At 61.8% G+C, this 12,904-nt stretch carries 19 protein-coding genes; 13 read left to right on the forward strand and 6 right to left on the reverse strand.

Going from position 1 to position 12,904, the window contains the following annotated elements; genetic code table 11:
• The first annotated feature begins 9 nt into the window (after positions 1-9).
• The 7 genes from HGB10_01310 (at position 10) to radC (ending at position 6,035) form a co-directional block, all read left to right on the forward strand.
• Positions 10-600, forward strand: a complete 591-nt coding sequence (locus HGB10_01310; protein ID NTU70453.1) for a hypothetical protein — start codon at positions 10-12, stop codon at positions 598-600.
• 69 nt (positions 601-669) lie between these two features.
• Positions 670-1,782 (forward strand): DNA (cytosine-5-)-methyltransferase, encoded by a 1,113-nt coding sequence (gene dcm / locus HGB10_01315; GenBank protein ID NTU70454.1) that lies wholly within the window; start codon positions 670-672, stop codon positions 1,780-1,782.
• Between the two features lie 12 nt (positions 1,783-1,794).
• Complete coding sequence (locus tag HGB10_01320) at positions 1,795-2,862, forward strand: restriction endonuclease, SacI family (GenBank protein ID NTU70455.1); 1,068 nt, start codon at positions 1,795-1,797, stop codon at positions 2,860-2,862.
• Between the two features lie 268 nt (positions 2,863-3,130).
• Positions 3,131-3,487, forward strand: coding sequence for a YraN family protein (locus tag HGB10_01325; GenBank protein ID NTU70456.1), 357 nt, complete (start codon positions 3,131-3,133; stop codon positions 3,485-3,487).
• 158 nt (positions 3,488-3,645) lie between these two features.
• Complete coding sequence (locus HGB10_01330; GenBank protein NTU70457.1) at positions 3,646-4,098, forward strand: hypothetical protein; 453 nt, start codon at positions 3,646-3,648, stop codon at positions 4,096-4,098.
• Between the two features lie 261 nt (positions 4,099-4,359).
• A complete protein-coding gene (locus HGB10_01335; protein NTU70458.1) occupies positions 4,360-5,268 on the forward strand; it encodes a tyrosine-type recombinase/integrase in 909 nt (302 codons plus the stop codon).
• Positions 5,269-5,411: 143 nt separating this feature from the next.
• Complete coding sequence (radC, locus tag HGB10_01340; GenBank protein NTU70459.1) at positions 5,412-6,035, forward strand: DNA repair protein RadC; 624 nt, start codon at positions 5,412-5,414, stop codon at positions 6,033-6,035.
• On the opposite strand, the gene HGB10_01345 is transcribed toward radC, so the two are convergent.
• Positions 6,028-6,228, reverse strand: coding sequence for a hypothetical protein (locus tag HGB10_01345; GenBank protein NTU70460.1), 201 nt, complete (start codon positions 6,226-6,228; stop codon positions 6,028-6,030). The two genes, radC and HGB10_01345, sit on opposite strands and share 8 nt — an antisense overlap.
• A 103-nt stretch (positions 6,229-6,331) precedes the next feature.
• Between HGB10_01345 and HGB10_01350 the strand changes: the two genes are divergently transcribed.
• Positions 6,332-6,742, forward strand: coding sequence for a hypothetical protein (locus HGB10_01350; protein NTU70461.1), 411 nt, complete (start codon positions 6,332-6,334; stop codon positions 6,740-6,742).
• Between the two features lie 28 nt (positions 6,743-6,770).
• Here HGB10_01350 and HGB10_01355 read toward each other — a convergent pair whose 3' ends face one another.
• Positions 6,771-7,013 (reverse strand): helix-turn-helix transcriptional regulator, encoded by a 243-nt coding sequence (locus tag HGB10_01355; protein ID NTU70462.1) that lies wholly within the window; start codon positions 7,011-7,013, stop codon positions 6,771-6,773.
• 146 nt (positions 7,014-7,159) lie between these two features.
• Between HGB10_01355 and HGB10_01360 the strand changes: the two genes are divergently transcribed.
• The gene (locus HGB10_01360; protein ID NTU70463.1) at positions 7,160-7,303 is read left to right on the forward strand and encodes a hypothetical protein; all 144 of its coding nucleotides are present in this window, start codon (positions 7,160-7,162) and stop codon (positions 7,301-7,303) included.
• A gap of 46 nt (positions 7,304-7,349) precedes the next feature.
• Positions 7,350-8,390, forward strand: coding sequence for a hypothetical protein (locus HGB10_01365; GenBank protein ID NTU70464.1), 1,041 nt, complete (start codon positions 7,350-7,352; stop codon positions 8,388-8,390).
• A gap of 51 nt (positions 8,391-8,441) precedes the next feature.
• Here HGB10_01365 and HGB10_01370 read toward each other — a convergent pair whose 3' ends face one another.
• The 4 genes from HGB10_01370 to HGB10_01385 all read right to left on the reverse strand — a co-directional run bounded on the left by HGB10_01370 (position 8,442) and on the right by HGB10_01385 (position 10,079).
• On the reverse strand, positions 8,442-8,582 hold the full coding sequence (locus HGB10_01370; GenBank protein ID NTU70465.1) for a hypothetical protein: 141 nt from the start codon (positions 8,580-8,582) through the stop codon (positions 8,442-8,444).
• 535 nt (positions 8,583-9,117) lie between these two features.
• Entirely contained in the window at positions 9,118-9,315 is a 198-nt protein-coding gene (locus HGB10_01375) for a hypothetical protein (GenBank protein ID NTU70466.1), read from the reverse strand.
• A 47-nt stretch (positions 9,316-9,362) separates the two neighbouring features.
• The gene (locus HGB10_01380; GenBank protein ID NTU70467.1) at positions 9,363-9,518 is read right to left on the reverse strand and encodes a hypothetical protein; all 156 of its coding nucleotides are present in this window, start codon (positions 9,516-9,518) and stop codon (positions 9,363-9,365) included.
• A gap of 27 nt (positions 9,519-9,545) precedes the next feature.
• On the reverse strand, positions 9,546-10,079 hold the full coding sequence (locus HGB10_01385) for a hypothetical protein (protein ID NTU70468.1): 534 nt from the start codon (positions 10,077-10,079) through the stop codon (positions 9,546-9,548).
• A 379-nt stretch (positions 10,080-10,458) separates the two neighbouring features.
• Between HGB10_01385 and HGB10_01390 the strand changes: the two genes are divergently transcribed.
• The 3 genes from HGB10_01390 to HGB10_01400 all read left to right on the forward strand — a co-directional run bounded on the left by HGB10_01390 (position 10,459) and on the right by HGB10_01400 (position 12,883).
• Entirely contained in the window at positions 10,459-11,187 is a 729-nt protein-coding gene (locus tag HGB10_01390) for a phage Gp37/Gp68 family protein (GenBank protein NTU70469.1), read from the forward strand.
• 277 nt (positions 11,188-11,464) lie between these two features.
• A complete protein-coding gene (locus HGB10_01395) occupies positions 11,465-11,674 on the forward strand; it encodes a helix-turn-helix domain-containing protein (protein NTU70470.1) in 210 nt (69 codons plus the stop codon).
• Positions 11,675-11,692: 18 nt separating this feature from the next.
• Positions 11,693-12,883: a site-specific integrase gene (locus HGB10_01400; protein NTU70471.1), complete on the forward strand. Its 1,191-nt coding sequence runs from the start codon at positions 11,693-11,695 to the stop codon at positions 12,881-12,883.
• Positions 12,884-12,904: the final 21 nt, after the last annotated feature.

A 12,904-nucleotide genomic window follows, 5' to 3' on the forward strand; every position in this document is an offset into this window, starting at 1 on the left:
GGTCAACCATTGGATCGCATACTTGTTCACCTTGAAGCGGGGCAGCTCGACGACATCATCTCGATCGGCGTCGACGGTTCTGTCGACGTGGATACCGAGGCTCTCGCACGCGTGCTCTCGAAGCCGTTGGGCCTCGTCGGTGTTCGCGTAGCGGTCGCCAATGCGGACTACCTGCAGCATGAGGACGGAAGCCCGGAGCCCGATACCCGGACAGTGAGTGGTATCTGGTGGCACCCGAAGGGTGATGACACTGCGCTCACCGGCGGATTCATTGTTGAGGGACACGTGCTCTCGATCACGACTGAGGGTGAGGGCGAGTCGCCGCTGGCTGAGGGTACCGAGGTTATCGAGCGAGCGACCAAGGCGATCGCTTCGCAGCACGAGGGTTCTGAGGTGCTGGAGCGGGGGCTGTTTCAAGTGCCGAGCCTGACAGGTGAGAAGCCGGTCCGTGTGGTCGTCACACGTGACTATCGGATACGTCGTCCGCAGGACCTCTTGGACGCGGACGAGCTGGTGACGTTCGACGCTGGTCGGCTGGCGCTGGCCATCGTTCAGATGATCGGCGGCGGAAAGGCACTGGTCATCAAGCACGGGATCTAGCCCCGCTGTGAGTGTCACTCCGTTACTCTATGGTGCGAACATCGACGCACACTCGAGGACGGATACTGCGTGTCGCAACTCCCTGTCATAAGCCTGTTCGCGGGCGCTGGTGGCCTTGACCTTGCCGTGCATAGATGCGCTGAGGCTCCGCTCGTGCAGGATGGGGCGGACGGCCCTCTGGAGACGGTTGTTGCAACGGACTGGGACAAAGCTGCACTTGCGTCATTTGAGCGCAACTTCCCGGGGGTGCCAACGCTCCAAGGCGACATCAGACAGATGACGTCCTCAGGCATCATGAAGGCGGCCGGCCTCAGAAAGGGTGACGCATTCCTAGTCGTTGGGGGCCCTCCGTGTACGCCGTTCTCCAAGTCGGGCTTCTGGCTCGAGGAGAAGCGCACGAGTACTGACCCCGACGCCTCGCTGCTCGACGAGTACGTGCGTGTCGTGCGTGACACTCAGCCCGCCGGGTTCGTGCTAGAGAACGTGCAGGGGCTAACCTACCGTACCCACGCGAGCCAGTTCGCGAGACTACTTGGGCAGTTCTCCGAGCTTGGCTACAACCCCCAGTGGAAGGTTCTTCTGGCCGCTGACTACGGTGTGCCTCAGCTGCGGCGCCGGGTATTCGTTGTTGGTCGACGTGATGGCGTGCCGTTCGAGTTCCCGACTCCCACTCACGGGGGTATCAGCGAACGTCACGACAGCAGCGATGAGAACCTGAGACCCTATGTGACTGCACGCACTGCGTTCAAGGGCCTTCGCACGAAGGCGGAGCCAGGCGAGATTGCTGACGGTGCGTACGGCGAGCTTCTGGCGAGTGTTCCACCCGGCCACAACTACTTGTGGCACACAGACCGTGGTGGCGGATCGCCAGTGTTCGGCTGGCGCAAGCGGTACTGGACGTTCTTGCTGAGGCTGGAGCCCGGTAGGCCGTCGACGACGGTGCAAGCGCAACCGGGCCCGTGGGTCGGTCCATTCCACTGGCAGAATGTGAGGAATGGGCAAGGTGAACTGCGGGCTCGGCGACTTCGGGTGCCGGAACTGCTAAGGCTTATGACCTTTCCTCCTACCTTCTATGCAGGCGAAGATCGCAGCACGGTCCAACGGCAAATAGGGAATGCGGTGCCCCTTGAGCTCGGGAAGGTCGTCATTCGCTCGCTATTGGAGCAGATGGGCGAACTCTAGTCGGGAGACAGCGTGAGAGTCGACAAGGTTCAGGCACGAGAGACCCTGATGAAGGCAGTGGCTCTTGCGAAGTCAGACACCGCACTCCCAACTGAGTGGGAGGCCCATTCAGTAGCGCTTCGTGCCGACGCCATGCCAACTACGTACACGCCGTTCGTCTTCACGGCATTGTTAGCGAAGGCCACCAACCCAGCTGTTGATGCTCTGTCGATCAAGGCGGCAGCGGGACCTCGTGGCTACTCCGCACGTTCGCTCGCGAAGGACGTTGTGGTGCCAGTGGCCCAAGAGGTCGGCATCGATCTGCGCACGAAGGGGCCGGAGCCGCTCAACAACCAGCCGTTCTTCGCCTACTCGAGGGTCGACGCGATTGACCGCTCCAAGGACTCGGGCGCACTCGACTACTTGCTCTCCGCACTTCGCCGCGTAGAGTGTCTGGACGCACCTCAGGCGCTGCTTGCCCTGGCCGCTTTCGTGCGAACTGGCATCAAGCACTTCGATGGAGAGCGGATCCCGTATGTGGTGGCCGCCCGAGGTCTTGCGCAACTTCTACCAGCGGTTGAGGAGTTCCTCGCGGAGAATCCCGAGGGCGGTCAACGGGCGCAGGCCGTGGTTGCAGCGGCCATGTCGTGCGTGTTCACTGATGTGCGCACAGGACTAGTGAACGACCCGTCGCGACACCTGCCCGGCGACGTGGTGGTCTACGGCCGTCGCGACAACCCGATACTGTCAATCGAAGTTCGAGCGAAGCTGGTAACGCCGGCTGACGCTGAGCGTTTCCGATCCCGTCTGATGGGTGCTGGCGTCCTCAAGGCACTCGTAGTCGCCTTGGCTGCACAGCAGGCACCCTTCGACTATGACTCGATTGTGGACCTCGGCACAGGGGAGACGGCCCCTACTCTGCAGGTTGTGGTTGGGCCCGTCGACCTTCTCGCAACAGCAGCTACCTGGAGCCCCACGTCGGTTGACCAGTTCGCCAGCAACTTCCCCAAGCATCTCGCGGAGCGGCTTCTGCAGGTTGGTGCTCCGAGATCCACCGTGTCGCGGTGGGCTCGCTTGACCTACGACTTTCGGGAGGGATAGGTCGCGTCTAGTGCCGGAGCGCAGCGACGGCCTCCTCGAATGGGGTTCGGGGTTCTGAAATCGGTCTACGGCTATAAGCGGGTCATAGTGTTAATGGATTTCGGTTTCGTCAGATAAGTGCCCCCTACCCCTCGAGGGTAGTGGTCTTGAGGCCCGTTACTTCGGTGGCGGGCTTCTTTGCGTTCTGGCGTCGGTAGATCTGACGACAGGAAAGGAGGTGGTGCCGCGTCCGTCTGCGTTGAGTCCATATAGGAAGGAGGTGATCTCTATGTCCAAGAAGTCGCTGAAGTCGAGAGGTGAGGATGCCGCCGCCGCGTACTTGGAGCGTTGTGGCATCTGCGTTGTCGAGCGTAGCTGGCACTGTGATGCCGGGGTGATCGACATCATCGCGTTCGACGTTGACACGCTGGTCGTCGTCGACGTGAAGACGAGAAGGGCGGCCCAGCAGGTAGGAAGCCAGGCCGTCACACCGGCAGTCACTCGTCGTGTCATTAAGCTCGCGGAGGCGTACCTCGAGTACGCCGAACTGCAGGACAAAGCGTGGCGCTACGACCGCATCGAGCTGCTCGTGATCTCCGAGGACCGGGCACTCCTACGTCACCATCGCGACGCACTGAACGCCTAGCACCACCACCGACGGGAGCCGATCTCCCATAGGTGCGCACCACCGAGGCCGTACAGGATCCCCTGTGCGGCTCTTCTTGTACTTTCAGTCCGAATAGCGAAGGGCCCTTGGTGCTCGTTGCCAGGGGCCTCTTCGCGTTCACGAGAAGGAGTCATGACATGACACCCGCCGAAGTGAAGTCCACCGCCAGCGCCGACCTCGTCGACATGCTCACCCACCTGCGCCCGTCAGGCGATGCGGTGGCATGGCTTGCCGCTGTCATCTCCGATCCTGCCGCTGTCGAAGGCGTGGCCGAGCTGCGCCGTCGCTATGCCCCTGAGCCGAGTTTCCCGGTCACCGGTTCCGGTCGCATGTCAGGTGCCACCACCGTCTTCATCGACCGTGGTCGCTGGAACGCGTTCTTCTTCCAGCGCCGCATCCCGCTCATGCACGTGGGTGCGCTCATGGAGCCTGAACTCTCGGAAGGCTGGGCCTCGGTCGTCGGTCACAAAGGACGTGCGGGCTTCGCGTCGATGGACAGCCTCGCCTGTGCACTCGACATGCACGTCGACGACTTGATCTGGCAGGTCGGCACTGACGCTGAACGTGAGCGTCTTGCCGCGTGCGTGTAGTTGTACTTGGTGCCCGTGAGTCGCTGGCGTCCAAGGTTCGCGTCTAGCGAGTACGGCTCTCCATGGATATTGAGATCTCGAGCCGTCGAGCTGCGTTCCTTGGTGCCAGCGTGTCCGCCGATGTGTCGAGCTTGGTCCGCTCCGTCGGGTCAAGCGTTCTCATCGGCAGGTAGGGCACCTCCCTCACGCACCACGCTCACATCTTCCATCCACTCGTAGGCATCCCATCCGGGGTGCCTTCTCTCCTTCAAGGAGGTAGTCATGCCGACAGGAGCAAAGCCGCCCCTGTTCTCCGAGTTCGCACTGCAGTGGCTTGCCACGCGTGCCGTCGTCGAGCTCAAAGCGTCAGCGTTTCGTGAGTACGAGACGATCGTGCGCCGGCACTTGATCCCCGAGTTCGGGTCCACTCCACTGCCGGAGCTTGCCCCTCAGCGCATCCAGGAATGGATCGCCGCTTCCATCGCCAACGGGGCTTCCCCTCGCACCGTGCGGAACCGCGTCATCGTGCTACGCCGGATACTCGACACGGCCGTCGACTACGGGGTCTTGTCTCGCAACGTCGCCCGGCTCGTGGGCTCCATCCACATCGAGCCTCGCGACAAGAAGTACCTCGATCCCGGACAGATCCGCCTGTTGCTGGACGCCACGCCCTCGTCCTGGCGCTTGTTGCTGGCACTCCCCGCACTCTGCGGACTGCGCAAGTCCGAGTGCCTCGCCCTCGAGTTCGATGACATCAGCCCGGGCAGCATGAACATCCGGATCACCAAGTCCCTTCGTGGCGGTGTCGTGACGTCCACTAAGACGACGTCTTCGGTCTCTTCGGTCCCGCTGCCGGAGTCTTTGCTCCCTTTGATAGAGCAAAGGCGTAGGCAGGCACGCGGCCACAAGCTCGTGTTCTGCAGGTCAGACGGCTCCCCGCTCTCGGACTCCACTCCGAACCGGGTGCTTTCCACCGCACTCGATCGGGCGGGGCTGCCACACATCCGTTTCCACGACCTGCGATCCAGCTGGACGATCGCCCATCTGCAGGCCGGCACCGACATCAAGACCCTCACGGCACTCGGCAGATGGTCCTCCCCGACCACGCTGCTCGAGACCTACGCCGCCTTCATCCCATCTGTCGGCACCGACGCAGTCCGGAAGGTGGATGCCATGATCAACGACCGATAGAGCCGGGTGATGGCGCCCCGAGGGGTGGGGCGTCCACCGCCAACCAGAGTCGCACTCGCGGCTTACCCAGTTCTTACTACCAAGCCAAAGAAGGCCGGTCTCCCGATGCGGAGGCTGGCTTTCGCTATTCCTGGAGGTACCTCATGAAGTACGCAACAACCGACCGGCTCTCGGACGTGGAGCTCGTTGCCACGATCCTGGGACGGCAGTCACACGACGAGGCCGTCACCCGTCTCGCGACCGTGCTCGCGGTCGATGGCTGGATAGGCGGAGCACCCCTGGTCGAGATCGCCCGTGAGTACGGCACCATCGGACCGAAGAGCGTCGCCAAGCTCGAGGCTGCCGTGGAGCTCGGTCGCAGGACGCTTGCCGCTCGTGCCGCTCGGAAGGCCGATGTTATCTCGACCCCCGAAGATGTCGTCGCCCTCATCAAGCCGCTCGTGATCGGACTCGACAGAGAGATCTTCTGGTGCGCCTGCTTGGACACAAAGAACCGTGTCCTCAAGGTCGTGGAGGTCAGCGTCGGCAGCCTGAATGCATCGATCGTGCATCCACGCGAACTGTTCAAGGAGGCCGTCATGGCTTCGGCCGCGTCCGTGGTGGTGTGCCACCAGCACCCCAGCGGAGATCCGACTCCGAGCGGTGCCGACATCCAACTCACCCGCAGGCTAGTCAAGGCCGGAGACGTGCTCGGCATCGAGGTCTTGGATCACGTCGTCATTGGGGGTGATGAGCATGCGTCGCTCAGAGATCTGGGACTCATGTAGCTGAGTCGCCAGGCAGCTTCACTTCGTTGCCATCCGCGTCGTAGAAGACGAGGGCTCCGAGCTCGAAGAGCCTCAACAGCGACTTCGCGAACTCCTGGCTCTCCGCCAGCGTGAGCTCATGGCCTTTGGCTGCCATGGCCGCTTGTATCGCTTCACCGAAGACGGGTGATTTCTGCTCGTCGTCTAGTTCCATGCAGGTTCTATTCGTGTCAGTGACCCCGATCGCCTACATGGGTGGTCGGGGTCTTTGTCGTTTCGGCAGGGATGCCGGAACAGAGGAAAGGAGGTCGGTCCTGATGACCGATCACTTCAAGACGCTTGGTCTCGAGCCAGGTGCGAAGCGGGTTGAGATCGAAGCTGCGTTCGAGGAGCAGCTCGCTGCCCGCAAGGCTCGTCGGCGCCGTACGTCAGATCTGCACGCCGCATTCGCAGTGCTCTCTGACCCGACGCTTCGTAGGGCGTATGAGTTGGCCCGGTTCGGGGAGGCCGCCAGCATCCGTGTCGCAGACGCCAAGGCCGTCACCATCGGTCGTGCCAGAGAGGTCGTCGCCCAGGTCGATGTGCAGGAGATCGTTCACGACGCACGTCGACTCGGTCTCAAGAGTCTGGTGTTTGTCAGCAGGTGTACTGCTCGCGTGGCTGACGTGACTGCGGATGTGTCCCGCTCGATCCAGGTTGCTGCAAGTAGGGCGCTCGAGAACGAGTAGAAGGACGGCCGGACAGGGAGCTGTGGGGTCAGTCCTGATCCACTTCTCCGGTCGGCGGCATCAGCAGTTCGGTGATGTCGACCTCGAGAGCAGTTGCCAACTTCTGCAGCGTGAGGATCGTCGTGTTTCTGCGACCTTGCTCCGCTTGCGAGATGTAGGTGCGCTCCAGACCGGCGAGGTGGGCGAGCTTCTCCTGAGTCAGGGAACGCTCGTCCCGCAGCTCCCTGAGCCGTTTACCGAAGTCCATGAGCTCTGCCTTCTGTTCTCGCATGGAGCGAGCATTGAGGCACTCGGTTCAGGGGTCTACGGTTCACAGGCAACGTGGTACACAGGCAACATATACTGATGCAACATCATTTCGCGTTCGTGCTGGTGAGATGTGGCATCTGCAACATCGTTGCGACGAGGGGAAGCAACGTGAAAGTTCTTCTCGGGACCCTGTTCATCGGCTTCGGGATCTTCTTGCTGTTCACGATCCCGCTATCGCCAATCAGCCTGCTGCCGGCGGTCTTCTGTATCGGCGGCGGCTTTCGAGTAATCACCGGGAGCGGGTCGCTTTAGGGCGGGTCGCTCCTCATCCCTTTCAGCTCTTGCGACAGGAGCGACTATGGATCTCTACTGGATTGACGCTGAGTGTGGCCAGCCCGAGCGCAGAGTGCGTGTGGGCGGCGAGTGGATGGGCGCCTATTCTTCGCTTACGGAGGCACTAGATGCCTGCTTGAACTGGTGGCGTCCGATGCATGAGAGTCGGTTGGGATGGTTCCAGTTGCGTGAGCGACACGGTGGCGACGTCGCCCTCGTCTGCGACATCAGCCCAGCAAATCAAGCCGCCCGCTGCGTCGTGGACGAAGGCGGCAGTTTCCTGGACTCCGGTCTGAGATTTCGAGAGACGAAACAGAGGTTCTGGGTTGTCCAGTTCTCGGAGGCATGGGCCACGGCGAATCATGACCGCTTCACCGCCTGGCTTAGACAAGGCTCCCCGTTCCCGCACAACGAAATCGACTTTGAGCGCACAAGAGTCCGTGCAGCCGAAGCCGCGAAGGCATTGGCATCAAGCGTTGCCGATCGCGACCAACGTATAGGCCAGGCGCTCGAGGCCTGGAGTAGCGCTGAGCCTGAGGACTCGGATGTGCTGTTCTGCGATGAGCTGCAACCATCGCTGACCTTTGCGACGAGGTCGGCGACAAGGACCGGCGATTGGAGCGTTGACGCTGTCACGCTCTCCGACTGGCACCTCGTGATCACCACGGCATGGCTTGCACTTGAGGACATCGACGCCGATTCACCCGAGCTCCGCACGGATGTCCGAGCTGTCGGAGAAGCCCTGCTCTGCATGTTTGCGCTATCGGGCGATTCGGCTGCAGCAGCAAGAGCCGCGTGCTCACTGGAGGCGCTTTGCTCGCTCAAGTGGATGAATCCGCATGTGCGTGATTCCCTCAGTGCGATCTTGCCGCACTTGAAGGCCAGTGATCTTCCAGGATGCCGGCAGCACGCAATCGAAGCACTGGGCCACTCGATAGCGGTGAACGACTCCGGGGATTGGTTGTGGTGCAGCAACTGCGAAGGCGATTGGGAGGGTGGCGGCTGGCCAAAGTGGCCGCGATCCTGTCCACTTTGTGGCGTCAGCTTCTACGACCCACGGACATGAAGCGGATTGCAGTCGGGGTGCAACCGTTCGCCCAACGAACAGGAAGGCCAATCAGGCGGTGCCGCCGATGAACGGATCACTCATCGGGTCGAAAGGCGCATCACTCTCGCCGGCTGCATGCTGCTTGCCGAGCAGGTACATCTCGATGGCACGGAGCTTCCCGCCCGACAGATATTCTGCTCGTTTCCGCATCCGGTCGACTCCTGCTACCAACTCGTCTTCAAGTCGCCTCTGACGGCCTCTCAGGCGGTCTAGATACAGGTTCGCGAGGCGGCTCTCCCGCGTTGCTTTCGCCCACGAATCGCGTCCTTGCATCATCAGCAGCATCGAGTGGTTCAGCCGAGTGATGCACCTCGTTCTCTGCAGATCGATGTTGAGCGCTTCGGTGGCGAGTGCATCGAAGTCCTCCACGTCCGGCCATATCTTGAGGGCGGCCCACGTCTCGTGGAACTGAGCCAGGAATCGGCGGCTGAACTCCTGTTCCCAAGGACAAGGATCGCCGACAGTTGTGGAAGGGTAGCCGGCATCGCAGTAGCGGTAGTGGCAGCGACCGGTCCCTGGGCATGGGATAGGCCCTTCGAGGTGCGTTGCGTAGTTGACACTGTTGAACCTGCTGAGGCCGTAGTTGCCGGCCGGTTCGTGTCCAGATCCGCTATTTCGCTCCGATACATTCAGTGTCCCCGCACACGGGGAGGTGTTGTCCTGATGTGTGGCTGCGCCCATCGACCTACTCCTCGGCCGAGTCTTGATGGCACATCGTGCTGTAGCCCGGGCACGTCGGCGCTCTTCGACAACGTAGGTCGGTCGCCGAATCGCGACTCGGTTCGGAGGCTGAACCGTACGCCATCTCCACGATCTCGTCGGCGATCGCCAGAAGGAAGCTCCTTGGCTCGGACTCGGTGCTCGCGTTCTTGGTGCCGCACATTGGCTGCTCCCTTCGGTCGGCGGTCGGCCAGGCCATCTCCGACGCCTCTACTGCAGCACCGCCAATGCGAGTACGAGCAGGTTCAACGCGATCAGGAATGCGATCAGCTCGATGGTCAGCCGAGCGGTCCTGTCGGCCATCTCGATTGCGAGCTCGAATCGTGCGTCGGCTTCTTCCATCGACTGTCGATGCGTGTCAGTCACGGAGTCTCCTTCACTTGGCGCCGTCACCTAACGAGCACCGACCTGAGCCACAGACAGAGTGCGGTCAAGCACCGAAGTCCGCACCGACGGATCTGAGGCCCGCGTCGCTACATAGAAGTAGGCGCCGGGATCGGCCGGGCCACCCTTCCAGATGCCATGCGCAGAACCCCACGCTTTGCCGATCGCTCCTATGTTCTCGTCCCAGTCGCAGATGGCGTGGACGTGGATGCCCCCGTCGTCGTGGTTCTGGTGCGCTGTGGCGAAGAAGTTGCCCGTGTATCCGGCATCTCGGATGCACTTCTCGAAGTCGTCGAGTACGACGTCGGCTGCGGCCTTCCCCTTTGGTGCTTTGCGATACGTACCGCTGAAGAAAAGAGCCGCCGGCATTCGGGCCATCAGATGATCCTCGGCCAATCGCACGATCCTCGTGTCGGTGATGAAGTAGCGGTCGGCGTCCACCCTGTCGGGGATCTCCTGCGACTCATACGGATACAGCCGCGATATCTCCCGGTGGCGTCGCTTGATCTCCGAGCGTCGAACCCTAGGTACTTGGTTACTCATCTTCCTTCTTCAGCCTCTCCATCTTCCCGGTATCTCCCTCTGGACATACCTATCCATCAAGTCCGGGGTTCCGGGCTCTACCTAAGTAGTACGGCTTCGATCTGAAAAAGTGCACAACTCGCGAAGTACCGAGCGTCCTCCGATGCGAGCGCTCGATCAGCCACGTGCTGTCTCTCGCGTAGGAGGAGCTCGACTGGATGCACGGCACGGTCGACTTCCACCGACGACCCTGCAGGCGACCTCGCGTTCGTCGGGAAACGCCCGCCGCCGGGCTGTCCGCAGCGAATCCCGAGGCCGGCTCCGTGCCAGTATTTGGTCAGGTCTAGAACGACCGATCGTCGAGAAGGCGGGTGAAATCCGCCGAGGAAGGATAGCCCGTATGAGCAAGAGCAAGATCGCGTGGACCGAGTCCACGTGGAACCCAGTGACCGGTTGCACCAAGACCAGCGCCGGCTGCAAGAACTGCTATGCGGAGCGTCTGGCAGTACGTCTTCGGGCCATGGGCCAGGACAAGTACGCGAACGGCTTTCAGGTCACCACTCACCCCGAGTGCCTTGATGAGCCTAGGGGGTGGATCAAGCGCCGTCTGGTGTTCGTCTGCAGCATGGCTGACCTCTTCCACGACGACGTGCCGGACGAGTTCATCAAATCCGTGTTCGCCGTCATGGCGGAGACACCACAGCACACGTATCAGGTGCTCACCAGGCGCTCGGGTCGGCTAGCGTCGTTGGCGCCAGAGCTCACCTTCGCACCGAACATCTGGGTGGGCGTCACGGTCGAGAATAACGACTACGTGCACCGTGTGGATGATCTCCGGCAGGTGCCGGCAGCGGTCCGGTTCATCAGCGCAGAGCCGCTTCTCGGTCCGCTGACCGACCTCGACCTGACAGGCATCGACCAGGTCATCGTCGGCGGTGAGTCCGGCAAGGGCTGGCGTCCGATGGACCCAGACTGGACTCGTGACCTCCGCGACCGCTGTGTGGGCGAGGGCGTGAGCTTCTTCCTGAAACAGTTCGCCGGGTTTCGGCCCAGGAAGCTCGGTCGTGAGCTCGATGGCGTGATCTGGGACGAGATGCCGAAGCGGGCAGCCGATGAGGATGCCGCGTAAACCATGACGATCCAGCTGACAGCCCGGTTCTCGTGGCCGGGATCTTCGACAGGACCCGAGAGGATGAACACAGAGCAACCTGGTCCAAGTTGGCGGGACACCGCAGGTCCCGAGCGCTACCCAAAGCCGTAGGTCCTCCCCCTAACGCACCACCCGACTCACACGAGCCATTTCTGCATCATCCGGCTGGGAGGCCATCCCCTTAGTTGAGCGCCACAACGGCGCAACTTCTCGGGGCAATCGCTCCGGTGAGGATGGCTTCGCTATGCCTGAGAACATGAACATCACGCAGGATCCGCTCATGACCGTTGCCGAGTTGGCCCGCTTCCTCCGCAAGTCGGAGGCATGGGTGTATCGCAACTCCCGCTCGGGAGTGCTGCCGACCATCATGGTTGGCCGTTCCCGTCGCTTTTCCCGCCGGGCAATCACCGGATGGCTTTCGCGTCGCTCGAGCTCCCAGCTCCACGACGACATGCACAACAACTAGAGAAAGGGCGGCATCGCCATGCCTGTATACAAGTACGAGCTCGACAGCAAGCGATCGGGAGGCAAGCCTAGTGTGCGTTGGCAGGCCTACCGCTACGACAAGAACGCGGGCCGGAATCGCTACCTCGGAACCTTTGCCACCAAGGCCGCTGCGAATGAGGCCATCCGACAGGAGGAGGAGCGTATTCGTCTCGGACGGCCACTCGTTCGGCGAAGAGTGATCGGCTTCTCCGACCTTGTAGACGAGTGGATGTCCGTGCACGTGTCGAACCTGAGGCCCAATACCATCAACGACTACGAGGCGGCCGCGAAGCGTATGCGCCACTACTTCAAGAATGTACCGGTGGACTCGGTTGAACGCCGTGATGTCGCCTTGTACGTGTCTTGGCTGTGCAAACAACCTCTAGGGGTGCATACCGTCCGCAAGTTCGCGACGAGGCTAACCCAGGTGTTCAACTTCGCCATCGAGTTCGGATACATCGATGCTTCGCCGACTGCCAGCGGGATCAAGAACCTGCCCAAGCTGCCACGCAAGCGCATCCAGCCACTGACGCCGGCGGAGCTTCGCAGTCTGCTCGACGTATTTCCCGAGCTCTACAGACCCATGGCCCTGATCATGGCAACGGCAGGGCTCCGTCGTTCAGAGGCCTTCGGCCTCACGACTGACAGCATCGACCTTGAGCGTGGCGAGCTCCGCGTGACCCATCAGCTAGTGAACGGTCGCCTAGTGGAGCCGAAGACCGAGAACGCCGTAAGGGTCATACCGCTTGCGCCCAGCGTGGTGGAGGCGTTGCGTCGACACCTCGAGCACCGTCCCGCCAACGAGCTCGACCTGCTGTTCCCTACTGAATCCGGCACGCCGATCATGGCTAGCAACTTCGTTCGCAGGGTGTGGGCGCCAGCCGTCGAGGCATCTGGTATCGGGCGCCACATCACGATGCACGACCTGAGACGTACGTACGGGTCGATGACGGCTAGGCACGGGCGGAGCGCAGCCTATCTGCAAGCGACCATGGGCCACAGCAACGCCCGAACGAGCCTCACGTATTACGTAGGAATCTACGGCGACGAGCAGCAAGAGGCGGTGGCCGATGTGGAGAAGTGGCTGGGTTCGGAACCCGCCAACCGCCATCCTGTCGGCCAGTTCATTGCCCTCGAGTCTGCGCCGGACTACAGAAATACTGAAGAAGAGGCGCAGTCAGCTGCCTGAGAGACAAACAGGCCAGGGAGC

Source organism: Coriobacteriia bacterium, assembly GCA_013334745.1.
Classification (GTDB): domain Bacteria; phylum Actinomycetota; class Coriobacteriia; order Anaerosomatales; family JAAXUF01; genus JAAXWY01.